Origin of the sequence: Peptoniphilus pacaensis, from assembly GCF_900088125.1 — a bacterium.
In the GTDB taxonomy this organism is placed as follows: domain Bacteria; phylum Bacillota; class Clostridia; order Tissierellales; family Peptoniphilaceae; genus Aedoeadaptatus; species Aedoeadaptatus pacaensis.
In genome coordinates this window covers 175109-201894 of sequence record NZ_FLQT01000003.1, presented here as the reverse complement: position 1 = coordinate 201894, position 26786 = coordinate 175109, and the positions used below count along the sequence as shown (strand labels likewise).

At 52.3% G+C, this 26786-nt stretch carries 21 protein-coding genes, 18 tRNA genes and 3 rRNA genes; 40 read left to right on the top strand and 2 right to left on the bottom strand.

The genetic code is table 11. The features are described 5' to 3' along the window. Positions 1–2: 2 nt before the first annotated feature. The gene (locus tag BN7444_RS01070) at positions 3–629 is read left to right on the top strand and encodes a DUF47 domain-containing protein (RefSeq protein WP_068454525.1); all 627 of its coding nucleotides are present in this window, start codon (positions 3–5) and stop codon (positions 627–629) included. A 457-nt stretch (positions 630–1086) separates the two neighbouring features. On the opposite strand, the gene BN7444_RS01060 is transcribed toward BN7444_RS01070, so the two are convergent. Continuing rightward, a complete protein-coding gene (locus BN7444_RS01060) occupies positions 1087–2949 on the bottom strand; it encodes an ATP-dependent helicase (RefSeq protein ID WP_068454518.1) in 1863 nt (620 codons plus the stop codon). Between the two features lie 104 nt (positions 2950–3053). Between BN7444_RS01060 and BN7444_RS01055 the strand changes: the two genes are divergently transcribed. The 29 genes from BN7444_RS01055 to BN7444_RS00915 all read left to right on the top strand — a co-directional run bounded on the left by BN7444_RS01055 (position 3054) and on the right by BN7444_RS00915 (position 17449). Further along, complete coding sequence (locus BN7444_RS01055) at positions 3054–3593, top strand: phosphatase PAP2 family protein (protein ID WP_068454515.1); 540 nt, start codon at positions 3054–3056, stop codon at positions 3591–3593. 18 nt (positions 3594–3611) lie between these two features. Next, the gene (locus BN7444_RS01050) at positions 3612–4415 is read left to right on the top strand and encodes a nitroreductase family protein (protein WP_068454512.1); all 804 of its coding nucleotides are present in this window, start codon (positions 3612–3614) and stop codon (positions 4413–4415) included. A 115-nt stretch (positions 4416–4530) separates the two neighbouring features. Then, the gene (locus tag BN7444_RS01045) at positions 4531–6591 is read left to right on the top strand and encodes a heavy metal translocating P-type ATPase (protein ID WP_068454509.1); all 2061 of its coding nucleotides are present in this window, start codon (positions 4531–4533) and stop codon (positions 6589–6591) included. Positions 6592–6620: 29 nt separating this feature from the next. After that, positions 6621–7514, top strand: coding sequence for a tetratricopeptide repeat protein (locus tag BN7444_RS01040; protein WP_068454506.1), 894 nt, complete (start codon positions 6621–6623; stop codon positions 7512–7514). Beyond that, a complete protein-coding gene (gene map, locus BN7444_RS01035; protein WP_068454503.1) occupies positions 7511–8263 on the top strand; it encodes a type I methionyl aminopeptidase in 753 nt (250 codons plus the stop codon). The genes BN7444_RS01040 and map overlap by 4 nt, the downstream gene beginning before the upstream one ends. Before the next feature lies 1 nt (position 8264). Then, positions 8265–8867, top strand: coding sequence for a peptidylprolyl isomerase (locus BN7444_RS01030; RefSeq protein WP_068454501.1), 603 nt, complete (start codon positions 8265–8267; stop codon positions 8865–8867). A gap of 207 nt (positions 8868–9074) precedes the next feature. Beyond that, complete coding sequence (locus BN7444_RS01025; RefSeq protein WP_068454498.1) at positions 9075–10115, top strand: LCP family protein; 1041 nt, start codon at positions 9075–9077, stop codon at positions 10113–10115. Positions 10116–10200: 85 nt separating this feature from the next. Next, positions 10201–10470, top strand: coding sequence for a GNAT family N-acetyltransferase (locus tag BN7444_RS01020; protein WP_068454495.1), 270 nt, complete (start codon positions 10201–10203; stop codon positions 10468–10470). Between the two features lie 376 nt (positions 10471–10846). After that, positions 10847–12374, top strand: a 16S ribosomal RNA gene (locus tag BN7444_RS01015). Positions 12375–12446: 72 nt separating this feature from the next. Beyond that, a tRNA-Ile gene (locus BN7444_RS01010) sits at positions 12447–12523 on the top strand. Between the two features lie 124 nt (positions 12524–12647). After that, positions 12648–15506, top strand: a 23S ribosomal RNA gene (locus BN7444_RS01005). Positions 15507–15533: 27 nt separating this feature from the next. Then, a 5S ribosomal RNA gene (gene rrf, locus BN7444_RS01000) occupies positions 15534–15650 on the top strand. Together the 16S, 23S and 5S rRNA genes with 18 tRNA genes alongside form the textbook arrangement of a ribosomal RNA operon. An 81-nt stretch (positions 15651–15731) precedes the next feature. Next, positions 15732–15806, top strand: a tRNA-Asn gene (locus BN7444_RS00995). A 3-nt stretch (positions 15807–15809) separates the two neighbouring features. Beyond that, positions 15810–15897, top strand: a tRNA-Leu gene (locus tag BN7444_RS00990). 32 nt (positions 15898–15929) lie between these two features. Beyond that, a tRNA-Met gene (locus BN7444_RS00985) sits at positions 15930–16006 on the top strand. Between the two features lie 3 nt (positions 16007–16009). After that, positions 16010–16084 (top strand) — tRNA-Glu (locus BN7444_RS00980). A 5-nt stretch (positions 16085–16089) separates the two neighbouring features. After that, positions 16090–16165, top strand: a tRNA-Val gene (locus BN7444_RS00975). 4 nt (positions 16166–16169) lie between these two features. Then, a tRNA-Asp gene (locus BN7444_RS00970) sits at positions 16170–16246 on the top strand. A 58-nt stretch (positions 16247–16304) separates the two neighbouring features. Continuing rightward, positions 16305–16380, top strand: a tRNA-Thr gene (locus BN7444_RS00965). Positions 16381–16397: 17 nt separating this feature from the next. Continuing rightward, positions 16398–16483: transfer RNA gene (locus BN7444_RS00960), tRNA-Tyr, on the top strand. Between the two features lie 87 nt (positions 16484–16570). Further along, a tRNA-Gly gene (locus BN7444_RS00955) sits at positions 16571–16644 on the top strand. A 3-nt stretch (positions 16645–16647) separates the two neighbouring features. Continuing rightward, positions 16648–16724: transfer RNA gene (locus BN7444_RS00950), tRNA-Arg, on the top strand. Between the two features lie 12 nt (positions 16725–16736). Continuing rightward, positions 16737–16813 (top strand) — tRNA-Gln (locus tag BN7444_RS00945). Positions 16814–16817: 4 nt separating this feature from the next. Beyond that, positions 16818–16893, top strand: a tRNA-Lys gene (locus tag BN7444_RS00940). Between the two features lie 7 nt (positions 16894–16900). Further along, positions 16901–16989, top strand: a tRNA-Ser gene (locus tag BN7444_RS00935). Positions 16990–16993: 4 nt separating this feature from the next. Continuing rightward, a tRNA-Ser gene (locus tag BN7444_RS00930) sits at positions 16994–17084 on the top strand. Between the two features lie 8 nt (positions 17085–17092). Next, positions 17093–17169: transfer RNA gene (locus tag BN7444_RS00925), tRNA-Ile, on the top strand. A 4-nt stretch (positions 17170–17173) separates the two neighbouring features. Continuing rightward, positions 17174–17249 (top strand) — tRNA-Phe (locus tag BN7444_RS00920). A 125-nt stretch (positions 17250–17374) separates the two neighbouring features. Next, positions 17375–17449: transfer RNA gene (locus tag BN7444_RS00915), tRNA-Trp, on the top strand. 77 nt (positions 17450–17526) lie between these two features. Here the strand turns inward: BN7444_RS00915 and BN7444_RS00910 are convergent. Continuing rightward, complete coding sequence (locus tag BN7444_RS00910; RefSeq protein ID WP_068454492.1) at positions 17527–18330, bottom strand: hypothetical protein; 804 nt, start codon at positions 18328–18330, stop codon at positions 17527–17529. 44 nt (positions 18331–18374) lie between these two features. On the opposite strand from BN7444_RS00910, the gene BN7444_RS00905 reads away from it, so the two are divergent. The 10 genes from BN7444_RS00905 to BN7444_RS00860 all read left to right on the top strand — a co-directional run bounded on the left by BN7444_RS00905 (position 18375) and on the right by BN7444_RS00860 (position 26780). Continuing rightward, positions 18375–19496, top strand: coding sequence for a cysteine desulfurase family protein (locus BN7444_RS00905; protein ID WP_068454489.1), 1122 nt, complete (start codon positions 18375–18377; stop codon positions 19494–19496). A gap of 1 nt (position 19497) precedes the next feature. Continuing rightward, on the top strand, positions 19498–20685 hold the full coding sequence (gene thiI, locus BN7444_RS00900) for a tRNA uracil 4-sulfurtransferase ThiI (RefSeq protein WP_068454486.1): 1188 nt from the start codon (positions 19498–19500) through the stop codon (positions 20683–20685). Further along, positions 20682–21233, top strand: coding sequence for a LemA family protein (locus BN7444_RS00895; protein ID WP_068454483.1), 552 nt, complete (start codon positions 20682–20684; stop codon positions 21231–21233). Before thiI ends, BN7444_RS00895 begins: the two co-directional genes overlap by 4 nt. A gap of 9 nt (positions 21234–21242) precedes the next feature. Continuing rightward, entirely contained in the window at positions 21243–22022 is a 780-nt protein-coding gene (locus BN7444_RS00890; RefSeq protein WP_068454480.1) for a TPM domain-containing protein, read from the top strand. Positions 22023–22301: 279 nt separating this feature from the next. Continuing rightward, positions 22302–23471, top strand: a complete 1170-nt coding sequence (locus BN7444_RS00885) for an FAD:protein FMN transferase (protein WP_068458365.1) — start codon at positions 22302–22304, stop codon at positions 23469–23471. Next, on the top strand, positions 23461–23952 hold the full coding sequence (locus tag BN7444_RS00880) for a hypothetical protein (protein WP_068454477.1): 492 nt from the start codon (positions 23461–23463) through the stop codon (positions 23950–23952). Before BN7444_RS00885 ends, BN7444_RS00880 begins: the two co-directional genes overlap by 11 nt. Before the next feature lie 19 nt (positions 23953–23971). Further along, positions 23972–24487 carry a phosphatidylglycerophosphatase A family protein gene (locus BN7444_RS00875; protein ID WP_068454474.1) on the top strand — a complete coding sequence of 172 codons (516 nt, stop codon included), beginning with the start codon at positions 23972–23974 and terminating at the stop codon, positions 24485–24487. After that, on the top strand, positions 24477–24974 hold the full coding sequence (locus tag BN7444_RS00870) for a QueT transporter family protein (RefSeq protein ID WP_068454471.1): 498 nt from the start codon (positions 24477–24479) through the stop codon (positions 24972–24974). The genes BN7444_RS00875 and BN7444_RS00870 overlap by 11 nt, the downstream gene beginning before the upstream one ends. A 19-nt stretch (positions 24975–24993) precedes the next feature. Further along, positions 24994–25257, top strand: a complete 264-nt coding sequence (locus BN7444_RS00865; RefSeq protein WP_068454468.1) for a (2Fe-2S) ferredoxin domain-containing protein — start codon at positions 24994–24996, stop codon at positions 25255–25257. Positions 25258–25268: 11 nt separating this feature from the next. Then, positions 25269–26780 (top strand): 4Fe-4S dicluster domain-containing protein, encoded by a 1512-nt coding sequence (locus BN7444_RS00860; RefSeq protein ID WP_068454465.1) that lies wholly within the window; start codon positions 25269–25271, stop codon positions 26778–26780. Positions 26781–26786 lie beyond the last annotated feature (6 nt).

Below are 26786 nucleotides of genomic sequence, written 5' to 3'. Positions count from 1 at the left end.
GCATGAAAGACAAAAAGTTCGATTATTTTAAAAAATTCAGCGACATGGCGCAAAAAGCCTCCCAAGCGGCGGATCTTTTGCAGACCACTTTAGGCGCCTACGACGCATCCACTTTGAGGGAAAAGACCGACGCCATGAAGCGCATCGAAAACAGTTGCGACCAAATCATGCACGACATTATGAATCGTCTGGCCATCGAGTTTTTGCCGCCTATCGAGCGGGAAGACATTATCGAGATTACGGACAAGCTGGACACGGTGGTGGATTCCATCGAAGAGATTTTGCTGGGCCTGTATATGTATCGGGTCCACGAGCTCATTCCCGAGACCTTGGAATTTGTGGATCTCATCGTTCAAAGCACGAGTATGTTGGAGGAAGTGGTTCTGGAATTCAGCAACTTTAAGCGCTCCAACGACGTGAAGGAAAAAATTATCCGCATCAATTCTTTGGAAGGTCAGGGCGACACCTTGTACTTAAATTCCACCCGGGCCCTCTTCGACTACACCGGCGAATTCGATGCCCGCAAGACCATTATCTGGAAGGAAATGCTTCAGGTCATGGAAAATTGTTTGGACAGCATCGAAGAATGTGCCAATGAATTTGAATCGGCTATGCTGAAAAACGGTTAAATAAAAAAGGCCCTCTCTATTTTTTGAATACCTTTTTTAAATATAGAGATGCTAGAACCCCTATAAAAAAGAAAATTATGCTTATATAACTGGAAGGTTTACCATCGAAAAAATAATAAATAAAAAATAGATTCCATGCTAATGGAAATAATAGAACATACCACCAATATAATTTCTTATTATTATAAACCCATGGCATTAAAATTAGTGTGGGAAAGCAGAATGGACTAAGTATATAATAATTTAATTCCGCTAAAAATCCATATAATTGAGATGTGCCTACAAAAAGGATTGGGATACAAGCTATTATTGTTAATATAAGTGAAATCGTAAATATTTTATTTCTCATTTGGAATACCCTCCTGCTTTAACAATTTTTTTCATTCTTACAAGCGAAATGTTTACTCGATTAAGTCCAACTTTATGGGGTCACTCTACGTTTGCTAGAGGGCCTTTTTTAATGCTTTTTTCGCGCGCTTACGATGGCCTCTTTCGCCCATGTGAAAAACTCCGAGGGCGCGACGGCTTCCCGGTCCACGTGGCGGGGCCTGAGGAGATAGAGCCGCTCCTTGGCCCGGGTCATGCCCACGTAAAAGAGGCGCCGCTCTTCTTCCAAGAGGCGGGCTTCTTCGGCTGCGTCGGCGTTGGCGCCGGGTAGGGAGGGGATAGAGTCCGCGTTTAGGTCGATAAGAAAGACGGCGTCGAATTCCAAGCCCTTGGCGCCGTGTAAGGTGGAAAGGACCAGACCCTTTTCCCCGGCGCGGGATCCCTGCATAAGGCGGTCCAGCGTCTCGAGCCTGCCGATAAAGCGTTGGTAGTCGTCGGTTTTTTTGGCGATGTACTTGGCGTAGTAGAGGATGCGCATGGAGGTGGTCTTGGAGGAGCCGAAGGTGGCGGCGTGTCCCGCAATGTATTCCTCGTATTCCAAATCCTTTTGAATAAAGCGAAAGGCCTCGGCGGGAGCCAGGGTTTTTAAGTGCTGAAAATCCCGCTTCAGGGCTTTTACATTTCGCGCGGCGTAATCGGGAAGCTTTAGATCCAAGAGGGCGTCGAAGACCGATGCGCCCACGCCTTTTTTCTGCAATTCTTCGATCATTTTCTTCGACAGATAGCCGCGAATTTTGTAATAGAAGGTGGAGAAGGCCGCCAAGTCTCCGGGATTTCGGCTGAATTCGTAAATGGTCATTAAATCCTGCAGGACCCAGTGGTTGAAGAAGCGGCTCTTTCGTTCCTTCGAGGCGAAGGGCATGTTGTTGCGCTCCAAAAATTCCACGAGGCCGATGGAAGAGACGTGGTTTCGGTAGAGGACGGCCACGTCCTTTAGTTCGTGTTTTTCGATTTCCGATGCGATAAAGGCGTACTGCTTGTCCAAATCGTTGAGCTCCACCGCCCGCACCTCAGGCCCCGCACCTTTCACCGCCACCGGCGTCTTTTTGTAGCGGGCCTTGTTTTGCTCGATGAATTTTGCCGAGAGGGAAATAATACGTTCTTGAGAACGGAAATTTTTCGACAGGTAGTAGAACTGCAAATCGCCGTAGGAATCCTTCAGGTGAAGGAGCTCGCGAAAATCTGCGCCGCGAAAGCCGTAAATGGACTGGTCGTCGTCGGCGACGATAAAGAGATTGTTCTTCGGCTTTGCAATGGCTTCGATTATGGCCAGCTGGCCCTTGGATGTGTCCTGGCCCTCGTCCACCTGAATGTAATCGTAGGTGGCCCGCACGGCCCGGAGCAGCCCCGGATCCTGTTTAAAAATCTCCGGCACCAGAGTGATCATATCGTCGAAGTCGATCCACTGCCTTTCCCGCTTTAAATTTTCGTAGCGATTATAAAACTTCAAAAACAGGGGCGTCGTCGCCTCTTTATTGTACTCCGCCGGATCCAAGACCTTGTTCTTCACGTAGCTGATCTCCCGAAGGAGGGTCTCCACCTGCTCCTCATTGGGAGAGCGGTGCATAATTTCCCGCCACAGATCGGCGGCGATGCGCCACTTGCTCAAAGCGCGATTGGATTCGATTAAGGTGTAGCTCACGCCCCGGCGCCGCTCGTCGTTTTTAAGCACCGAGTAGCAGAAGCTGTGAATGGTGGAAAAAGCCGGGGGCGGACTGTTCGGGAAAAGTGTTTTGTAGCGCAGGGCCAAGTCTCGGGCCGAGGCCTTGGAAAAGGTAATGGTTAGTATCTTTTTTCTGTCCACGCCTTCGTCGATGAGCCGCTTCGTGCGGCTTAATAGCATGGTGGTCTTGCCGCTTCCCGGAACGGCGAGGACCAAGGCCGGCCCCTTGTCGTGGGCCACGGCTTGTTGTTGTTCGTCGGTTAATTTCATAGTCACCTCCGGTTGAGTATATCACGAGGCGGGGGGAATTGTCCTTTTCAAGACGAGGTGCTTGGTATATAATGAGGAAAGTAGGTATGTACAGGATGGTGAAGATGAAAAATCCGTTTAAAGCGTTTGACGATTATTTTCTGGATCGTATAAACAAGAAATTGAAAAACAAGTATTGCGATTTCTTTTTTTACAACTATACGAATATAGCGGGACCCGGATTTCTCGTAGCTCTGTCGGTCTTTATGCTGATATTCGGAAAACGTTGGATCGGAAGCGCCGCCACGGAAATGGTTGTGGCCCTGGTGATCTCCACAGGGGCCGCACAAATTTTAAAGCGCCTCATCAGCCGAAGTCGGCCCTATTGGGTGAGTAAGAATTTAAACACCTACGGTATCGACTTGAGGGATTATTCCTTTCCCTCGGGGCATACGACGGCGGCCTTTACGGTGGCGACGACATTTTCTCTGTATTTTCCGAAATTGGCTCCGCTTTTTGTTGTCATGGCGCTTTTGGTGGCTGTATCCAGAACCTATTTGGCCGTCCACTATCCCACCGATGTCTTGGCGGGAATGTTGATCGGTATCATCGTCGGTTACGTGGTACATATGTATGTTTACGACAACCTGGCAAACTGGTTGTAATATGAGGAGGAAGATAATATGGTAATGACAAATTTCCTGCAAAAGAGAAGAACGGTGCGCGAATTCCAAACGACAAAGCTGTCGGCGGAAGGTCTGGCATGGGTGAAAGATACCATCGCTAAACTGGAAAAACAAGCGGCGGACAGCCAAGTCAGCTTCGCCCTTTACGAAAACGGCAGCGAAATTGCCAAAGCGCTGCAAGGCAAAGCCGGCTACGGCGGCACCATGATCGAAGCGCCCCATTACATCGCCCTGCGCGCCAAAAGCCACGACAAGGCCGAATTGATTCGCACGGGTTACTATTTGGAAATGATGAATACGGAACTCATCGAAAAGAATTTCGGCACCTGCTGGATTACCACCATGCAAGTCAACAAAGAGTTAAAGCAATCCCTTTTCGGTGAAGGCGGCGAATTTGTCGACTACATTATCGGCTTCGGCAAGGCATTGAACCAAGACGTCTTCGACGAAGAGAGAGTCAGCCCCCGCCTCAGCGTAGACAAAATCGTCTTCAAAGATCATTTGGATACGCCGGCGCCCTTGACGGAACTGGAAAACTACGGCCTCTTCGACGTATTTTCCTCCATTCGCTTTGCACCCAGCCACATCAACGCCCAACCCTGGCGCTTCCTCTTAAAGGACGACGGCACCATTACCCTTTACATGGACAAGAGCAAGGGTCAAAAGAGCTATGTAGACATCGGCGTCGTCATGTATTACTACGAAGCCATGCTGAAAAACACGGGCACGGAAAAAACCTGGTCCTTAATCGAAGGCGCTGACGTAGCTGGCATGGAACCGGTGGCCACCATTTCCCTGTAAAAGTTTCAGAATAAGGAAGGAGCGTCGCAGGACGCTTCTTTTTTTTTGTTGACATCGTCTGCGCGAGGGCATACAATAAGTATGAGCAAACAATCATATGAGTGGAGGAAAATATATGCGTGTTTATGAGTTGAAAAATTTAAACTGTGCTAACTGCGCGGCGAAAATCGAAGCCCGCGTCGGCGAATTGCCCCAAGTCTCCGAGGCGAAACTGGATTTTATTTCCAAGCGCCTGGTGGTAGAAGGGGACGTATCTGCCGAAGAGATTCAGCAGGTGGCCGACAGCATCGAAGACGGCGTGGTGGTCGTGGAAAAAAATGCCGGCGAGAAAAAGGGTGAGGCGGAAGAAGAGGAAGGCTCCTTAAAAAACGAGCTCATTTCCATTGCCTGCGGCATTATGGCCGCCCTCTTGGTGCAGTTCGTCTATACCGGTCCCTATCAAACTCTGTTGTGGGCCGTGATTCTCGTCGTCGCCGGATTCGATATTTTCAAAAACGCCTTGAAGGGCATAAAAAACGGCGAAGTCTTCGACGAAAATCTTTTAATGAGCGTGGCATCCGTCGCCGCCTTTTACATCGGCGAACACGGGGAAGCCCTGGCCGTGCTCTTGTTCTACCGTCTCGGCGAAGCCTTGCAGGATTACGCCTTGGACCGCGCCACGGATTCCGTGGAAAGCCTGCTGGCGCGCGATGAAGACACGGCCCATGTAGAAAAAGACGGCGCCGTCATCGAAGTGGCGGCAGAAGACGTGGCGGTGGGCGACATCGTCCTCCTTCGCGCCGGAGACACCTTGGTCGCCGACGGTGAAATCATCGAAGGGGAAGGCCACATCTCCAATCAACACATGACCGGCGAATCCGTGCCCATTATGGCGAATGCGGGGGCGGATATGATGGCCGGGGCCATGGCTTTGGACGGCGCCTTTAAAGTGCGCGTCACGAAAGTGGCAGGAGAATCTACCATGGCGAAGATTCAGGGACTGGTTGCCGACGCCCGGTTGAACAAGGGCAAGACCGAAGCCTGGATCACCCGCTTCGCCGCCGTATATACCCCGGTGGTCGTAGGGCTTGCGGCTCTCGTGGCCGTCGTGCCGCCCCTGGCATTTTCCGGCGACTGGAACACGTGGATCTACAAAGCCTGTGCCTTTTTAATTATTTCCTGTCCCTGCGCCTTGGTGCTTTCCGTGCCCCTTTCCATGTTTGCCGGCGTGGGCCGCGCATCGAAAGACGGCATGTTTATTAAAGGCTCCACTTCATTGGAAGCCTTGGCCGAAGCCGACGCCATCGCCTTCGACAAAACAGGCACCCTTACCGACGGCAAATTCACCTTGGCAAAGGTGGATGTGTTAAAGGGAACGGAAGAGAATCTCCTTTCCCTGGCCGCCACGGCGGAACAATACTCCAATCACCCCATCGCACGCTCCATTTTGGAAAAAGCCGCGCCTCAGGGAACGCCGGAGAATTATAGGGAACTTTCCGGTAAAGGCATTACCTGTACCATCGATGGCAAGACCGTCGCCGCAGGTAACGACGCCATGCTGCAAACCATGGGCGTGGAAAACTCCCTCCAAAGTATTCCCATGACCTCCGTCTATGTCGTGGAAGAGGGCGAGCTCTTGGGCCGCATCGCCTTTGCCGACTCCGTTAAGCCCGGCGTGAAAGACGCGCTGAAAAAATTAAAGGGCTTCTTAAAGACCTATCTCTTCTCCGGTGACAAAAAGGAACTGGTAGAGGCCGTAGGCAAGGAGCTGGGCGTCGACGAAAGCGTCGGCGGCCTGCTTCCCGGCGAAAAAGTAGAGGCATTAAACCGCGCATTGGCACGAAATGAAAAAGTGGTTTACGTCGGCGACGGCATCAACGACGCCCCGGTTCTGGCGAAAAGCAATGTGGGCATCGCCATGGGCACCGGCGGATCGGACATGGCCATCGAAACCGCCGACGTGGTCATCTTAGGCGACGACATCGGCCGCATTCCCTTCCTATTCGATCTATCCAAGCAGACGCGAAAAATTTGCTACGGCAACATCGCCTTTGCTCTCCTTGTAAAAATCCTCGTCGTGGTTTTAAACATGTTCAATATAGTCGGTTTGTGGCTCGCCGTCTTTGCCGATGTAGGCGTGTCCTTAATCTGCGTCGTCATCGCCATGAGCCTTTTAAAATACAAGGGGCGCAGCTAACTGTGGTATAATACCATCGGGAGGCGACGATGACTGCAAAATGGAACAATTATCGGACTCTGGCGGAGGATTTCCTCAGCCGAGGCGAAAATACGGAGGCGCTGAAGGCCTATTTGAAGGCGGCGGATTTTGCCCCGGATAAGGAGAGCCTTGCCGACAGCTATTTTGCCATTGCCGATTTATACTGGCAGGAAGGCAAAGAAAAGACGGCGGCGACCTACTACCGGAAAATTCTGTCCCTGGGCAGATACGCCGGCGCCGAGTACGCCTTAGGCGTCTTGGCCCAAGACGGTGGAGACGATGTGGCGGCTGTCGAGTATTTCGAAGAAGCCATTAAAATCGATCCCGATTACGAAAGCGCCTGCTACGAACTGGCCCTGTTAAGCGACCGCATGGGCTACAAGGATCGCGCCCTGGAACTTTTCGAACGCTGCGCGCAATTGGTTCCCGATAACGGCGTGGTCTATTCCGACATCGCTTCCATTTACGAAGAGCGCAAGGAGTACAAAAAAGCCCTGGCCCTGGCGAAAAAAGCCGTGGCCCTGTCTCCGGCCTACAGCATCGGCTATTACAATCTGGGGGTCATTTACCAAAAGACCTTTAAAAATCAAGAGGCCCTGGCCGCCTACGAAGAGGCCCTGGCCCTGGACGAAAATTATGCGCCGACTTATTTAAATATGTCGGCCATTTACTTGCGCATGAAAGAGCCGGAAAAAGCCATCGCCATCTTATCCCGAGGAATCGACAAGCACCTGAACAGTGTGAATCTATACTACAATCGCTCCTGCAGCCACGTGCGCTTAGGGGAAAAAGACGAGGCCCTGAAGGATTTGAAGCGGGCCATCGCCATGAATCCCCACGCGAAATTGTGGGCATCGAGGGATGTGGATTTAAAAGAAATCGTCCGGGAGGTAGAGGATTGATTATTATAAAGACGGAAAAAGAAATTGAAAAAATGCAAACGGCGGCGGATCTTTTGATTCAAGTGCACCGGGCCCTCAGAAATGAAGTGAAGCCCGGGGTGAGCACCTTGGAACTGGATCGCTTCGTGGAAAAATTTATTACCGACCGGGGCGGTTACCCGGAACAAAAAGGCTATCAGGGCTTTCCCTACAGCATCTGCGCGTCGGTGAACGACGAAATTTGCCACGGCTTTCCTAGCGAGCGCAAGCTGGAAGACGGGGACCTTTTGACCATCGACATGGTGGTAAATGTGGACGGCTACCTGGCCGACTCCGCCTGGAGCTACGCCGTGGGCGAGTTATCTCCCGAAGCGCAAAAGCTCATGGACGTTACGAGAGAATGCCTGTACAAGGCCATCGATATCGTGAAGCCCGGCACGCGCCTGGGCGACATCGGACACGTGATTCAAACCCACGCCGAAGCCAACGGCTTTTCCGTGGTGCGGGATTTCGTGGGCCATGGCATCGGTACCAATATGCACGAAGATCCCCAAGTCCTTCACTACGGCCGGCCCAATCGGGGCGTGCGCCTGGAAGAGGGCATGGTCTTTACCATCGAGCCCATGATCAATGCCGGCGACTGGCCCATTGCCATGGATAAAAACGGCTGGACCGCCCGCACCCGCGACGGCTCTTTGTCCTGCCAATACGAACACACCTTGGCGGTGACCAAAGACGGCGTCATCGTCCTGACGGAACAAGGAGAATAACATGTTAAAACAATTGGAAGCGCCGAAGGTCGGCGACACCATGGTGAAACTCGCCACCACCCTCGGCGACATTCATTTGCGCCTCTTTCCCGAAGCGGCGCCGAAAGCCGTGGAAAATTTCACCACCCTCGTGGACCGAGGCTACTACGACGGCATTATTTTTCACCGCGTCATCGAAGACTTTATGATTCAAGGCGGCGATCCCACGGGCACCGGCCGCGGCGGCGAAAGCATTTGGGGCAAAGGCTTCGAAGACGAATGCACCCCCGAATACAGAAACCTCGTCGGCGCCCTCTCCATGGCCAACGCCGGTCCCCATACCAACGGCAGCCAATTCTTCATCGTGCAAGGAGCCCCGGTGGGCGACGACATCCTTCGCCAAATGGAAGATGCGGGAGAACAATACGGCTACACGGAAGACGTCATCGACGGTTACAAAAACTGCGGCGGCGCCTTTTGGCTCGACGGAAAGCACACGGTCTTCGGCCAAGTGGCGGAAGGCATGGACGTGGTTCACGCCATCGCCAAGGTGGAAAAAAACGCCATGGACAAGCCCCTGGAAGACGTGGTGATCCAACGGGCGAACACCTATACCTACGAATAAAGGGGCATGACCCTGAGAAGCAAACGGCTAAAGCTGTTTGCTTTTTTTATGACTTTTAAAAGGCATCGAAAAAAATTGCCGCCCATATGCGGTAAATAAGCCCGCCACGGGCGGAAGCAATCGTCTATAGAATTAAATGAATCGAATCTTTTATTGCCAATGGCCCTTCGATTCGGTAAGATAGTACGAGATAAAAAGAGGTGTTACATGAGAGTACTTAAAATCATCTTGGCGGCACTGATCATTGCCGTCCTGTCGGGGGCCTTGGTTTTGGGCTACCAAATAGCGGATCATCCGCTGTCCAAAAAAAGCAAGGAACCGACGCTGGAAGAAGCGAACAATAGCCTGGAAAAATTAAATACGACCAATCCCTTTACCGGAGACGACCCCCTGCACATACTGCTGTTCGGCATCGACAAGACGGCCACTACGGACATGAGCGAGGAGGGCAATCCTACAAGGAGCGACGTCATTATGCTCGTCACCATCGATCCCGTGACCAAGCGGGCGCAACTCTTGTCCCTGCCCCGAGATACCTATGTGGACATTGAAGGCCACCAAGGCAAGACCAAGCTGGGCCACGCCTATGCCTACGGAGGCGAAAAACTGGCGGAAGAAACCGTGGAAAATTTCCTCGACGTAAAAATCGACTACTACGCTACGGTAGACTACAACGCAGTGGAACGATTGGTGGATGCCGTCGGCGGCATCGACGTGGACATCCCCTTCGACTACAGCTACGAAGACACCTACGTCGTGCCCAATCTGCACATCGACTTTAAAAAAGGCAAGCAAAAGCTGGACGGTGCCGACGCCGTGCGCTACCTGCGCATACGAAAGATCTACGAAGATCAGGACATCGACCGGATCCAAGTCCAACAGCGCTTCCTTATGCAGTTGTTTGAAAAAGTCAAACGGCCCATGATGATACTGAAGATCCCCGAGCTCATCGACATTGCCCTGGACAATATAGAAACCAATCTGTCCTATGGGCAAATCGCCTACCTGGCAAAGATGGGCCTGGATATGGAACGGGACGACATCCAAACCGACACCTTGGTCGGCGACAATCAACGCATCGGAAACATCGAGTACTACGTCGTGGATCAGGCCTCGGCGAGAGAACAGGTACGCCGCTTCGCTCAAGGCAAGAAAGGCTACTACGAAGAGCTCAAAGAACAAAAGAAAGCAAATGAAAATGAGTCGAACGCCGCCGACGACGGCGACAATGAAACGACAGAGGAATAAAAGAAAGTTCTCGCTTTGGCGGGAACTTTTTTTCGTGGGCGGGTATAGAGTAAGTAGAACGTAAACAATAAGAAAGGAATGAATGATGGAAATTAAACACACAGACGGACGTTTTTATATCGGCGATTCGGAAAATCCCCAAGGCGTATTGGACTATCGTTTTATAGACGATGAGACGGTTGAAGCCTACCACACGGAAACATCGGAAGCAGTCCGCGGCCAAGGCGTCGCCGGCAAACTCTTTAACGAATTCATCGCCTATGTGGAAGAGCACGACCTGAAGGTGAAGGCTGACTGTTCCTATGTGGAAAAGAAAATGAAGGAAGACGAAGGCTACAGCCGCCGCCTGGCATAAGGAAGCCTGCTGACTTTACATGGTAGTAAAATAACGCAAATATCCCCTTGACAGAAAACGGAAAGAGTTAGTATAATAGCCTAGTCATCGAATCGAAAAGTCAATCGCCTTTTGAAATTTAAAAAAAGCGATTGACAAGAATCGGTCCTCGATGGTAAACTGAACAAGTTATCGCGCGAGGCGTGCGGAAAGAATTTTTACAAAATGTTAAAAAGTTCTTGACAAAGCATTCCCTGCGAGATATACTAAATAAGCTGTTTCGAAAGAAGCGGCACTGAACCAAGTTAATTAAATGGTATAAGAGATTAAACCATAACAATCTAAAAGCTTAAAGCGGAACACAGTCAGTGAATCCGAGCTAAGCAAACTCAAAGTTTTTATTGAGAGTTTGATCCTGGCTCAGGACGAACGCTGGCGGCGCGCCTAACACATGCAAGTCGAGCGATGAAAGTCGTTCTGATCCTTCGGGTGACGAACTTCTGGATTAGCGGCGAACGGGTGAGTAACGCGTGAGGAACCTGCCTCTTACAACGGGATAGCCTCGGGAAACCGGGATTAATACCGTATAAGACTCCGACACCTCCTGGTGATGAAGTCAAAGTGCTAGCGGTAAGAGATGGCCTCGCGTCTGATTAGTTAGTTGGTGGGGTAACGGCCTACCAAGACGACGATCAGTAACCGGCCTGAGAGGGTGAACGGTCACATTGGAACTGAGACACGGTCCAAACTCCTACGGGAGGCAGCAGTGGGGAATCTTGCACAATGGGGGAAACCCTGATGCAGCGACGCCGCGTGAGCGATGAAGGTTTTCGAATCGTAAAGCTCTGTCCTATGGGAAGATAATGACGGTACCATAGGAGGAAGCCCCGGCTAACTACGTGCCAGCAGCCGCGGTAATACGTAGGGGGCGAGCGTTGTCCGGAATTACTGGGCGTAAAGGGTTCGCAGGCGGCATGGCAAGTCCGATGTAAAAGGCGAAGGCTCAACCTTCGTAAGCATCGGAAACTGTCAAGCTTGAGTGAAGGAGAGGCAAGTGGAATTCCTAGTGTAGCGGTGGAATGCGTAGATATTAGGAGGAATACCGGTGGCGAAGGCGACTTGCTGGACTTCAACTGACGCTGAGGAACGAAAGCGTGGGTAGCAAACAGGATTAGATACCCTGGTAGTCCACGCCGTAAACGATGAGTGCTAGGTGTCGGGGGTCAAACCTCGGTGCCGCCGTTAACACAATAAGCACTCCGCCTGGGGAGTACGTGCGCAAGCATGAAACTCAAAGGAATTGACGGGGACCCGCACAAGCAGCGGAGCATGTGGTTTAATTCGAAGCAACGCGAAGAACCTTACCAGGACTTGAAATACTAGCGGCCGCTTTAGAGATAAAGCCTTTTCTTCGGAAACGCTAATACAGGTGGTGCATGGTTGTCGTCAGCTCGTGTCGTGAGATGTTGGGTTAAGTCCCGCAACGAGCGCAACCCTTACTTTTAGTTGCCAGCACGTAATGGTGGGAACTCTAAAGGGACTGCCGATGATAAATCGGAGGAAGGTGGGGATGACGTCAAATCATCATGCCCTTTATGTCCTGGGCTACACACGTGCTACAATGGTCGGTACAGAGGGCAGCGACAGAGCGATCTCAAGCGAATCTCAAAAAGCCGATCCCAGTTCGGATTGCAGGCTGCAACTCGCCTGCATGAAGTCGGAGTTGCTAGTAATCGCAGATCAGCATGCTGCGGTGAATGCGTTCCCGGGTCTTGTACACACCGCCCGTCACACCATGGGAGTTGGCAATACCCGAAGCCAGCGAGCTAACCGCAAGGAGGCAGCTGTCGAAGGTAGGGTTAATGACTGGGGTGAAGTCGTAACAAGGTAGCCGTATCGGAAGGTGCGGCTGGATCACCTCCTTTCTAAGGAAGAACGTCCTTCCCTGCGGGGAAGGGCGACAGATGGACAAATCTCTTATACCTTTAATTATATATGGGCCTGTAGCTCAGCTGGTTAGAGCGCACGCCTGATAAGCGTGAGGTCGGTGGTTCGAGTCCACCCAGGTCCACCATGCATCTTCGGATGCAAAACAATTTGAACCAAGAAAACTGCATATACAATCAAAAACGAGAACATCGTAAATCAAATCTTCAAATTTAAATTTAAGATTACAATTTCAACGAAATAGATCGTAAGGTCAAGTTAGAAAGAGCATCCGGTGGATGCCTTGGCACCAAGAGCCGATGAAGGACGCGATAAGCTGCGAAAAGCTGTGGGGAGTGGCAAATACACATCGATCCACAGATTTCCGAATGGGGAAACCCGCTGAGAGAACCTCTCAGCATTCATGCGTGAATCCATAGCGTATGAAAGGAATACCGGGGGAACTGAAACATCTAAGTACCCCGAGGAAAAGAAAGAAACCTCGATACCCTCAGTAGCGGCGAGCGAACGGGGTTCAGCCCAACTTGAGATACGGCGAGCGGATGTGAGCAGAATGATTTGGAAAGATCAACCATAGCGGGTAACAGTCCCGTATGCGAAGCAAAAGCGAGCCACTCTAAACGAGTACCACAGGGCACGTGAAACCCGGTGGGAATACAGGGGGACCACCCCCTAAGGCTAAATACTCCTTGGTGACCGATAGCGCATAAGTACCGTGAGGGAAAGGTGAAAAGAACCCCGGGAGGGGAGTGAAATAGAATCTGAAACCGGATGTTTACAAGCAGCGAAAGTGGTCTCGAACCACGATCGTGTACTTTTTGTAGAACGGGCCAGCGAGTTATGATTTCCGGCGAGGTTAAAATGTTTTGCATTGAAGCCGTAGCGAAAGCGAGTCTGAACAGGGCGAAGAGTCGGAGGTCATAGACCCGAAACCGCGTGATCTATCCATGGGCAGAGTGAAGTTGAAGTAAAATTCAATGGAGGCTCGAACCGGGTAACGTTTAAAAGTTATCGGATGACCTGTGGATAGGGGTGAAAAGCCAAACGAACGCGGAGATAGCTGGTTCTCCTCGAAATAGCTTTAGGGCTAGCCTGGAAGGGCGTGTCTCGGGGGTAGAGCACTGAATGGTCAAGGGACTTTACCAAGTTACCGCGACCTATCAAACTCCGAATACCGAAGACATGAGCCTCCGGAGTCAGACTATGTGGGATGAGCTTCATAGTCGAGAGGGAAACAACCCAGACCACCGGCTAAGGTCCCAAAATTCGTGTTAAGTGGAAAAGGATGTGGAGTTACTGAGACAACTAGGATGTTGGCTTAGAAGCAGCCATACATTGAAAGAGTGCGTAATAGCTCACTAGTCAAGTGACTCTGCGCCGAAGATAACCGGGGCTAAACACGATACCGAAGCCGTGGAATCCAACGGATTGGTAGAGGAGCATTGTGTAGGCGATGAAGCAGAAGCCGTAAGGCACTGTGGAGCATACAGAAGAGAGAATGCTGGCATGAGTAGCGAGAGGTGAGTGAGAATCTCACCCGTCGAAAACCCAAGGTTTCCTGAGGAAGGCTCGTCCACTCAGGGTAAGTCGGGACCTAAGGCAAGGCCGAAAGGCGTAGTCGATGGACAACAGGTGGAAATTCCTGTACCGGCAACCGCAATGAAGATGTGGGGACGCAGGAGGATACGCGTAGCGCCCGGTTGGTGAGGCGTGCAAGCACCAAGGATGAGAAGTAGGCAAATCCGCTTCTTATAAGTCTGACGTGTGATGCGGATCGAAAACAAGTAGAGAAGGAGCCGACTCCATACTGCCAAGAAAAGCCACTATTCGCGGACTGTCGCCCGTACCGTAAACCGACACAGGTAGGTGAGGAGAGAATCCTAAGACGAGCGGAAAAACCTTTGTTAAGGAACTCGGCAAAATGACCCCGTAACTTCGGGAGAAGGGGAGCCATGGAAACATGGCCGCAGTGAAAAGGCCCAAGCGACTGTTTACCAAAAACACAAGTCTCTGCGAAGTCGAAAGACGAAGTATAGGGGCTGACACCTGCCCGGTGCTGGAAGGTTAAGGGAAAAAGTTAGCGCAAGCGAAGCTTAGAACTGAAGCCCCAGTAAACGGCGGCCGTAACTATAACGGTCCTAAGGTAGCGAAATTCCTTGTCGGGTAAGTTCCGACCCGCACGAAAGGTGTAACGATTTGGGCACTGTCTCAACAAAGGATCCGGTGAAATTGTAGTAGCGGTAAAGATGCCGCTTACCCACGACAGGACGGAAAGACCCCATGGAGCTTTACTGCAGGCTGATATTGGATTTCGGAATGGACTGTACAGGATAGGTGGGAGACGAAGAACGAAGCACGCCAGTGTTTCGGGAGTCGCCCTTGGGATACCACTCTATTCATTCTGGAATTCTAACCTACTTCCGTGAATCCGGAAGAGGGACACTGTCAGTTGGGCAGTTTGACTGGGGCGGTCGCCTCCTAAAGAGTAACGGAGGCGTTCAAAGGTTTCCTCAGCACGGACGGAAATCGTGCGCAGAGTGCAAAGGCAAAAGGAAGCTTAACTGCGACACCGACAAGTGGAGCAGATGCGAAAGCAGGACTTAGTGATCCGGTGGTACCGAGTGGAAGGGCCATCGCTCAACGGATAAAAGCTACCCTGGGGATAACAGGCTTATCTCCCCCAAGAGTCCACATCGACGGGGAGGTTTGGCACCTCGATGTCGGCTCGTCTCATCCTGGGGCTGAAGCATGTCCCAAGGGTTGGGCTGTTCGCCCATTAAAGAGGCACGCGAGCTGGGTTCAGAACGTCGTGAGACAGTTCGGTCCCTATCCGTCGTGGGCGTAGGAAATTTGAGAGGATCTGTCCTTAGTACGAGAGGACCGGGATGGACAAACCGCTGGTGTATCAGTTGTCATGCCAATGGCATAGCTGAGTAGCTAAGTTTGGAAGGGATAAGCGCTGAAAGCATCTAAGCACGAAGCCCCCCTCGAGATGAGATTTCCCTCAGTAATGATAAGACCCCTTGTAGCCTACGAGGTAGATAGGTCTCAGGTGGAAGTGCAGCAATGTATGTAGCTAAGAGATACTAATCGGTCGAAGACTTGACCAAAAGAGATTGTATATGCAGCTTGGTTCGTCCGGTGACGATAGCAAGAGGGACACACCTGTACCCATACCGAACACAGAAGTTAAGCCTCTTAACGCCGATGGTACTTGGTTGGTAACGACCCGGGAGAGTAGGAAATTGCCGGACAGAAGATTTTCTTCTGCTTAATATTCATAGGATCCGCTTATCGGCCTTTGTCGGTAAGCTGTTCTCTATTCACTTGTGTATTCTTAGGTAGCTCAATGGTGGAGCAACCGGCTGTTAACCGGTAGGTTGTGGGTTCGAGTCCCACCCTGAGAGCCATAAGCCGGGGTGGCGGAACTGGCAGACGCACAGGACTTAAAATCCTGCGGTCGTTGAGATCGTACCGGTTCGATTCCGGTCCTCGGCACCATCATGGATGATGTATCCATCAGCAATGAATAGCGCGGGATGGAGCAGTCTGGTAGCTCGTCGGGCTCATAACCCGAAGGTCGTAGGTTCAAATCCTGCTCCCGCTACCACAAGGCCCCGTGGTCAAGCGGTTAAGACACCGCCCTTTCACGGCGGTTACCCGGGTTCGAATCCCGGCGGGGTCACCATATAAGGGCGCATAGCTCAGTTGGGAGAGCATCTGCCTTACAAGCAGGGGGTCATAGGTTCGAGCCCTATTGCGCCCACCAACCTGGCCTGGTAGTTCAGTTGGTTAGAATGCCAGCCTGTCACGCTGGAGGTCGTCGGTTCGAGTCCGATCCAGGTCGCCATTACATAAGTTACCTCTTATGTGTTTTTGAAAGCGAGCTCTTAATTTTGTCAATCTGTGCTGGTGTAGCTCAATTGGTAGAGCAACTGATTTGTAATCAGTAGGTTAGGGGTTCAAGTCCTCCCATCAGCTCCAGTGCGAAAGCACTTTTCGGAGGAGTTCCCGAGTTGGCCAAAGGGGACGGACTGTAAATCCGTTAGCTCAGCTTTCAGTGGTTCGAATCCACTCTCCTCCACCATTTAAATTTCCATTTAAGGAATAGAGGCGGTAGTTGGTTCTCCGTTTCGGCCATCTCTTGTACCGGGAGTTTTTTCGATATTCGCCTGCGGGTGTAGCTCAGTGGTAGAGCCCCAGCCTTCCAAGCTGGTTGCGAGGGTTCGATTCCCTTCACCCGCTCCACGAGCACCTATAGCTCAGTAGGATAGAGCAACGGACTTCTAATCCGTGTGTCGGGGGTTCGAATCCTCCTAGGTGCGCCATTAATTTTTTGTTGGGGCGTAGCCAAGTCGGTAAGGCACCAGACTTTGACTCTGGCATTCCACAGGTTCGAGTCCTGTCGCCCCAGCCATTACGATCCATTAGCTCAGTTGGCAGAGCACCTGACTTTTAATCAGGGTGTCCCGCGTTCGAGTCGCGGATGGATCACCATAAAATAGGAGAGGTATCGAAGCGGTCATAACGAGGCGGTCTTGAAAACCGTTAGGGTTCACGCCCACGTGGGTTCGAATCCCACCCTCTCCGCCAATAAGGAGAAGTACTCAAGTGGCTGAAGAGGCTCCCCTGCTAAGGGAGTAGGTCCTTCACGGGGCGCGAGGGTTCAAATCCCTCCTTCTCCGCCAATTTGTGAGGGCCTTTAGCTCAGTTGGTTAGAGCTCCCGGCTCATAACCGGTAGGTCCAGGGTTCGAGTCCCTGAGGGCCCACCAATAAGCCCAGATAGCTCAGTCGGTAGAGCAGCAGACTGAAAATCTGCGTGTCGCTGGTTCGATTCCGGCTCTGGGCACCAGTTGAGTAAAGACTCGAGGGCTGTAGCTGCGGGCTACAGTTTTTTTATACCGTGGTCCCTTTTGCTCCGCCGCACGGGGGATTGAAAAGGCCCGTCATATCTGTTACGATAGTAGCGTCACTTATAGGAGTATAGTTCAGTGGTAGAACGTTGGTCTCCAAAACCAAATGTCGTGGGTTCAAATCCTACTACTCCTGCCAAATTAGCCGAGTTCTGCTCGGCTTTTTTTGTGCCGAAAATAAAAAATGCCCGTCACGCGGGCATCGTATTATATGGATTACTGTCCTTTGTCTCGCAGCCATTGGATGAGAGAAAAGATGGTGTCGTAGTAGACGGTGTCTTCCAGGGCAAAAATCAAAAAGCCTTCCGGCGCCTCGACGATTTGCTCGATGGGCGCATCGGTTTCGAGAACCAGGGCCTTGCGCTTGTCGTCATAGGGGAGAAGGGTTGCCGGGCCGTCGAAGGTAAAGCGGCCCCTCTCTTCCGTGTAAAGGAGATCGTCGTATTGCACGTAGCGATCGACGGTCCCTTCGCTTTTTCCCACGATTTGAAAGGGGCGGAGGGTAAAGCCTTGGATCTCCAACTCTCCTCGGCGCAGATGCCGCCTCAGGCCCTCGTAATAGGCATGAACGGCGGCCATGGCACGGAGATTGCTTTCGATTTGTACGGCCACGTCTTCAGAACATGCGCCCCTGAAAAATTCCGAAAAGCCGTCGCCGACGATGACGTCCTTCAGGTAGCCGGTGTCCTTTGCCATGCTCGCCATTTTGTAGGACGAGAGGGGGGCGAGGGCGGTTCGCTTTTTGATCTCGTCGTAAAGATCCACCGCCTCTTCCAGTCGCGCCCGGGCTTTTTTTGTTAAAAAAGGCCAAAGGATGCGCGTTTCAAATTGCCCGTGAAAGAGATATAGGGTATTCTGTATAGGTAAAGATTCCAGTGCGCGGTTTAAGGAAAGGAACCAATCGACGAGGGGATCGGCCGATTCCGTGCCGATGACGATATCCTCTCCCAGAAGCCCGTAGGCCACGGGTCGCGCCTTGGGGCCGTAATGTGAACAATAAATTTGCAAGAAATAAGCCATGATTTCCTCCTGGGGCAAGTATACCACAGGACGAGGAGGTTCAAATGATTTACTTAGATAACTGCGCTACGACGCGGCCGAGGCAATCGGTGATCGACGCCATGACCGTGGCGTTAAGGGAAGATTTTTCCAATCCGTCCAGCCTGCATCAATTCGGCTACGACGTGAGCAAGAAAAAAGAAGCCATCCGCGAAAGCATTAAGGACTATTTTAATTGCCGAAGCGGCGAGCTGTACTTCACCTCCGGCGGTACGGAGTCCAATAACACGGCTTTGCGCTCCGCCGTTCAAAACAAGAGCGGGAAGAATGTGGTGACCACCAATATCGAACACCCGTCTATTTTAAATGTCTTAAAGGCGGCGGACATTGAGCTGCGCCAAGTGGCCATCGATGAGACGGGCCACATTCCCTTTGACGCACTCATGGATGCCGTGGACGAAGACACGGTGTTGGTGAGCCTCTTTCACGTGAACAACGAGCTGGGGAGCATCAATCCGGTGGAAGAGTGGGTGCCGAAGATAAAGGCCGCCTACCCGACGGCGAAGATCCACGTGGACGGCGTGCAGGCCGTGGGGAAACTTCCCGTGGACTTCGACACCATGGGCTGCGATTTTTATTCCTTCAGCGGTCACAAATTTCACGGCCCGAAGGGCATCGGCGGCCTGCTGGTGAAAAAATCCGTGAAGCCTTTTATTTACGGCGGCGGACAAGAAATGGGTATGCGCAGCGGCACGGAAAACATTCCGGGGATTTACGGCTTAGGCGCCGCCTTCGACGCCCTGAAGGAAGAAGGCATCGCTCTCGAGAATGCCGAGGCCCGCATGGCTCATTTACGGGCGGGGATCGAAACCATGGACGCCATTTCCATTAACAGCCACGCACCGGCGAGCCCTTATATATTAAACGTGAGTATTGCTGACACGCGGGGTGAGGTGCTTCTCCACATGTTGGAGGAAAAAGAGATCTATATTTCCACATCCAGTGCCTGCTCCAGTCATCGCACGGGAAAAAACCCCATTTTAACGGCACTGGGCTTATCGGACAATTTAGCCGAGGGGACCATACGCATCTGTCTCAGTCGCGAGACGACGACGGAAGAGATCGATATTTTTATTCGCGAGCTGAAGGACGCGGTGGACACGGTCCGCGCCATTATAAGGAGGTAGAATGAAGCGTATATTAAGTTTAAGTTTGGGAGAGGTGGTGCTGAAAGGCGCCAATCGCCGCTACTTTATTCGCAGAATCATCCAAAACATCGAGAGTAGCTTATCCGATGTCGGGTATATAGCCATTGAGTCGGAAATGGGGAAAATCCAGGTGGAAATCGATCCGGCAGTGGAAGAGACGGCCATTAACCGTCTGCGCTTCGTCTTCGGCATCGTGTATATTTCCCCGAGCTGGTGCTTTGAAAAGGACTGGGACCGACTGAAAGAAGAGACGGTAAATTACATCGACCGGCTCCTCGAAGAGCAGCCGGAGCTTAAAACATTTAAAGTCGTCGCCAAGCGGAGCGACAAGGCCTTTTTCAAAAACTCCCAAGAGATCAATATGGACCTCGGGGGCGTCATTCTGGATCACTTCGATAATCGCCTTAAGGTGGATGTCCACGAGCCGGATTTTTATCTCTATGTAGATGTCAAAAACGAAATGTATCTGTACCACGAAAAGATTCCCACTTACGGCGGCTTGCCCCTGGGAACCAATGGCAAGGGCCTGCTCCTTTTAAGCGGAGGCATCGATTCGCCGGTAGCGGGCTTTTTAATGGCGAAGCGGGGCGTGCAGGTGGACGCGCTGCATTTCCATTCCTATCCATTCACCTCGCCTCAAGCAGAGGAAAAGGTGATGAATCTGGCGAAGATTCTCGCCCGCTACGTAGTGAAGATGAATGTCTACAGCGTCAATCTCTTGCCCATTCAAAAGGAACTGAACAAGCACTGCCCGCCGGAGGAAATGACCGTGCTTTCTCGCCGCTTTATGATGCGCATCGCCAATCGCTTGGCGGACAAATACGGCTACAAGAGCGTCATCACCGGGGAAAACCTGGGTCAGGTGGCGAGCCAGACCATCGACGGCCTCACGGTCATGAACGACGTGGCGGAACGCATCGTCTTTCGGCCCCTCATCGGCATGGACAAGGTGGACATTATTCGCTGGGCGGAAAAAATCGAAACCTACGAAACATCGATCCAGCCCTATGAAGACTGCTGCACCGTCTTTTTGCCGAAGCACCCGAGCCTTCGCCCCACGGTGGAAGATATGGAAGCCTCGGAGGCGAACTTGGATATTGAAGCCATGGTGGATGCCTCCATGGAAACGTTGAAGATTACGACCATTCGAGCAAAGGAGAACCGATGAAAAAATTAATTCCCGTACTGGCCATTGTGCTGATTATTGCCGGCATTTTCGGATCCACGTACAACAAATTGCAAGTAAAAGATGAAGACGTGAACCAAGCTTGGGCCCAAGTGGAAAACACCATGCAGCGCCGGGCGGATCTCATTCCTAACTTAGTGGAAACGGTGAAGGGATACGCGAAACACGAAGAAGAAGTCTTTACGAAAGTTACCGAAGCGCGTAGCGCCGTCAAGGCCGCTTCCACGCCGAAGGAATACGCCGCGGCCAACGAGCAATTGGATCAAGCGGTGAAAAACATCAATGTGGTGGCCGAAGCCTATCCGGAGCTGCATGCTAACAGCAACTTCGCCAATTTGCAAGCGGAACTGGCAGGCACGGAAAACCGCATCGCCGTGGAACGCAAGCGCTACAACGAAGCTGTGGCGGACTTCAACAAATCCGTGAAGCGCTTCCCCACCAATCTCGTGGCAAAAATGCTGGGCTTCAGTCAAAGAGAGTACTTCCAAGCGGCCGCCGGCGCCGAGAAGGCCCCCGAGGTTAAATTTTAGGTCGGAGCCATGAAAAAGCGCCTGTTTCTACTGGCTCTGGCCCTGTGCTTTTTGTCCCTACCCGTCTTTGCCGCAGGCCTGCCCGAGGCGACGAAGGATTTTTACGTCTACGACGAGGCGGGGGTATTGAGCGATGAGGCGAAAAGCGACATCATCAGGACCAACGAGTCCCTCTTCGAGCAAACGGGAGCCCAGGTGGTGGTCTGTGTCCTGGATCACTTGCCCGAGGACGAAACCGTCGAAGAGGCGGCGGTGGATATTTTTGACAAATGGGACATCGGCACCAAGGGAAAGGACAACGGCGTCCTGCTCCTCATCGCCATGGAAGACAAGAAGTTTCGAATCGAAGTGGGCTACGGTTTGGAAGGCGCCATTCCCGATATGGTGGCGAAGAATATTTTAGACGACATGGTGCCCTATTTTAAAGACGGCAATTACGAGGCGGGCATCCGCGTGGCCTTCGGGGAAATTCTTTCGAAAGTGGAAGAAGAATACCAAATCGCCATCGAGGGTAAAGACGCCGTCACCGAAGGCGTAGCCTCTGAAAGCGAGGCAGCCGAACTGGCGGATGTGATTCGCCTGGCGATTATCATCATCCTCATCGTGCTGATTTTCGGTCGGCGAAATAATCGCCGCGGAGGTGGAGGAAGAGGCGGCTATCGCGGCCCGATCTTTATCCCCTTCGGGGGCGGATTCGGAGGCGGTTTCGGCGGCGGAGGCGGCTTCGGCGGAGGCAACTTCGGCGGCGGCGGATCATCCGGCGGCGGCGGCGCCAGCGGCGGATGGTAAAAACCAGAACAATCCAATAAGGGGGAGCCTGGGGGTTCCCTCTTTTTTTTATGGGATATAGGCAATTCTACTATATAATTCCCATGAAAAACTTGCCAAGAAGAGCCCTGTCCGATAGAATAAAAGAAGCAAAGTCCCCGCAAAAATTCCCGTTCGTGCAACAGATTTTTTTGAAAAGAATGGTCGGGGGCGGACACAATGAAAGTCAGCAAACAGGAACGGCAAACCCGTTCTTTTTCTATGTTTCGCCGGATTTTAAGCGGCGAGGGAGAAGGATACATGAAAAAATTACTGGCCCTATGGATGGCGGCCCTGGTTCTTTTATCGGGCTGCGGGCAAAATAAAGGCAACGATACCGCCGAGAGCGCGGACGACAATCAAGTGCAGGAGGCGGCGCAGGAGCGCTTCCAAACCACCTTTTACGACACCTTCGACACGGTGGTGAGTGCCATTGTCTACGCTCCCGATGAAGAGAGCGCCAATAAAACCTTTGAACAAATCCACAAGCGCTATCAGGAATTGGACCGCCTCTACAGCGGCTTTAAAAATTACGACGGCCTGGTCAATGTCAAGGCCGTGAACGATCAGGCGGGCAAGGGCAAGGTCGTCGTAGACGAAGAATTGTACGATCTGCTCCGCTTTTCCAAGGATCTTTACAAAAAATACGGCGAAACAAATATCGCCTTCGGCGCCGTCACTTCCATTTGGCAAGACTATCGGGACGCCTATGAAGTGGTGCCGGAAGTGGATCGCAGCCCCGACGATACGGTCTTGCAAAAAGGCCTTCCCGATGCGAAGCTTCCCCCCATGGAAGAGCTCAAGGAAGCCAATAAGCACACGAATATCGACGACATCGTCTTAAACGACGAAGATCATTCCGTAGAAATCAAAGATCCCAAACTGAAAATCGACGTGGGCGCCGTGGCCAAAGGCTATGCCACGGAGCTTATCGGCGAAGAGCTTCGCGCATCGGGCGTGAAGACGACCCTTATCAGCGCAGGCGGCAATGTGAAAATCATCGGCTCCGCGCCGGAAGCGGACCGGGATGCCTTCGGCATCGGCCTGCAAGATCCCGAAGCCATTACCGGCGACGGCACGGCGGACGACAACATGAAAGACATCATCTATATTAACGATATGTCCGTGGTGACCAGCGGCGACTATCAACGCTATTACATCGTCGACGGCAAGCACTATCACCACCTTATCGATCCCGACACCCTTATGCCGGCGGATTATGCCCGCTCCGTTACCATCGTGACCAAAGACAGCGGCTATGCGGATTTTCTTTCCACCACCGTCTTCTGTATGCCCTATGAAAAGGGGCGCGCCCTGGTGGACAGCCTGGACGGCGTAGAGGCCTATTGGATCTTCGAAGACGGCACCACCGCCTTTACCGACGGATTGAAAGGCATTCTGGACAGTCAGGGGGCGACCAATGCGCAATAATCTGCTCATTTTTACCCTGGGTCAGTTTTTGCTCATCCTGATTTTTTCCGTCTTTTTGATTTATCTGCACCTGTCATCCGCCGTGGAAGGCGTGGTGTACGACCACTTCGTCCTGCGGCTGATCCCCGTCATCTTTACGATTGCGGCCTATCTCTTCATAGGGAAATTCATGAATGTGCGGGGCTTTACCGACGGCCTTTTGACCCTGCTTTTGCCGGCTTTGATTTGGGGCGTCTTCCTCGCCATCGCCTATTTTGGCGGCGGCAACGAAGGCTTTGTGCGGGGGGCCTTTCGCTCCCTGTGGCGGTTTCCCGCCGACGTCACCATGTTGCCCCAAATGGCGGCAGTGAGTCTTATGCGTCTGAAGCAGACTCCGGCGGTCTATGGCGTCTGCGCCCTATTGCCTCAGGCGCTGGCCACCCTCGTGGCGGCTCTGGGCCCGGCGAAGTATCGCCGCAGACGGGACAACAGACGAAAATAGAAATTAGAAAGAGGTTAGAATGTATAATTACGATATGGAGCGCCTTCATGAAATTACCATCGAGGCGTTAAAGAAAAAAGGCGTAGAGATTTCCGACATTTCAGAAATCGTCTACCAATTACAGAGCGAGTATTCCCCTATTACCATGGAGATGTGTGAAGAAAACGTCCTGGCGGTGCTCAAAAAGAGAGAAACCATCCACGCCGTCTTGACGGCCCTGGCCATCGACAAGGCTGTGGATCAGGAGCTTTTCGAAGAGCCCATTCAATCCATTATCGCAAATGACGAAGGCCTTTACGGCATCGACGAGGTGTTGAGCCTTTCCATCGTCAATCTTTACGGATCCATCGGCCTGACGAGTTTCGGCTTTTTGGACAAGAAGAAAATCGGCATTATCGACAAACTGGACAAGATGAAGGGCAAAGAGGTCACCACCTTCAGCGACGACATTGTGGCAGCCATTGCCGCGGCGGCGGCATCCCGCCTTGCTCACAGCAATCGGATGATAGAAGAAGGAAAGAACTATGAAGAATAAATTAAGCACCCATTGGATCGCCACGACGGCGGTGTTGGCGGCGGTTTACTACGCCCTTACCGTGGTCTTCGCACCTATTTCATACGGCCCCGTTCAATTCCGCGTGTCGGAAATTATGAACCTCCTGGCCTTTTACAATCCCGCCTTTGCGCCGGGCATCGTCCTCGGCGTCTTCCTGTCGAATATAAGCTCGCCTTTGGGTCTGTACGATCTGTTTTTCGGCACATTCCACACGGCGATCAGCTTGTATTTTATGTGTAAGCTCCAGAAGAAGTGGGTGGCAAGTCTCATGCCTGCCCTATTCTCGTGGATCATCGGTTTTGAGTTAGTTCTCGCTTTCGGCGGCGGTTTCGTCGGATTTTTGACCATGAGCCTGTCCGTAGCGGCCAGCGAAGTGATCATCTGCACCCTGATCAGCTTGCCCGTCTACGAAGCCTTGGACAGAAATGCGGCCTTCCGCTCCATCGTTAACAAGAGCCCTCAGTAGGAATTCAGAAGGAGAGTCTATGATAGTCAAAGTCTGTGTCGGTTCCCGCTGTACCATGATGGGCTCGAGCGCCGTGCTCGACGCCTTGGAAAGTCTTCAAAAACGCTATTTTAAAGAGGGCGGCTTGGAGATCGTGCACATGAACTGTTCAAACGTCTGCAAGGAAAAGGGCCTGGATCACGTGCCCGTCGTGGAAATCGACGGCGAATTAATTACATCCGCCAAGCCCCAAGTCATTTCGGAAATGATTCTGTCCCGCGCAGGGAAATTGTCGGAAAAGTAGGAGGGGAAAAAGTGAAAGAAAGTTACGCCAGTATAATGAGTCTTCGCCGCAGAGTGTTTGCCGAAGTGGCGAAGATGGCTTATGCGGATACACCGCTGCATGAATTGGAAACCGTGGGCTACCGCCTCTATCCCGGTACGTCCCCGGAAGATCGGGAAGATTTATTCAGAAAGCGCGCCATCGTCGAGGAAATGATTCGTCTGGCCATGGGGATGAACTTGCGTGACTACGACGAGTACATAAAAGTGACGGAGGGCTTCGACGATGTGGACGTGGCCACCAGCATTTTTGAAACGCCCTTGGTGGATGTCATTAAATTCGCATGTGAATCCTGCCCCACCCGCGCCCTTTTCGTAACGAACAACTGCCGCAAGTGCATGGCCCATCCCTGCACCAATGTTTGCCCCGTCAACGCCGTGTCCATCGGCAAAAACGGCGCCGTCATCGATAACGATAAGTGCGTGAAGTGCGGCCGCTGCAAAAGGACCTGCCCCTACCACGCCATTGTGGAATACGACCGACCCTGCGCCTCGGTCTGCGGCGTCGATGCCATCGGCAGTGACGAAAGAGACCGGGCCATTATCGATCACGACAAATGCGTGGGTTGCGGCCGCTGCGTCGTGCAATGCCCCTGGGGCGCCATCGGGGACAAGACCATGATCTATCAGCTGGTCAAGGCCCTGAAGCAAAAGAACAAGCGCATCTACGCCATTCCTGCTCCCAGCTATATCGGCCAGTTTGGCGCCGGCACCACGCCGGAGCAAATCCGCGCCGCCATTAAAGAACTGGGCTTTGCCGATATGGTGGAGGTGGGACTCGGTGCCGACTACACCACCCTGCACGAAGCCAAGGAATACTTGGACCGCGTGCCGGCAGAAATTCCCTTTATGGGCACGAGCTGCTGCCACTCTTGGACCCTCTTGATTCAATACCGCTTCCCGGAACTGAAAGACTATGTATCCGACTCGGGCAGCCCCATGCGCTATACGGCGGAGCACATTAAGCGCAAGGATCCCGACGCCCTGGTTTGCTTCGTCGGCCCCTGCACGTCGAAAAAAGTGGAAGCCATTACCGGGGACGTGAAGGAGTATGTGGACTTTGTCATCACCTTTGAAGAGCTCATGGGCATGTTTGTCGCCAAAGACATCGAGCCTTCCGAAATCGAAGAGGTAAAAGAAGAGGAAGAGTCCTCCTCCTCGGCAAGAGGCTATGCCATGGCAGGCGGCGTCGCCGCGGCGGTAAAGGAAGTGGCCGAGCGCATCGAGCCCGAGCGCGATATTCAAATCGAAGGAGCCAACTCCCTGAAGGAATGTATTCGCATGCTGCAAATGGCTAAGGCCGGTAAAAAAGAGGGCTACCTTCTGGAAGGCATGGCCTGCGAAGGCGGCTGCATCGCCGGCATGGGCACCATCGCCTCCACCACCCGGGTGCGAAAAGCCTTGGGCAAGTACATGAGCGATTCCGAATACAAGACCCCCTTGGAAAATGTCCTGGTGGACGATTCCCTAAAGGACTTCAGCTAAGAGCAA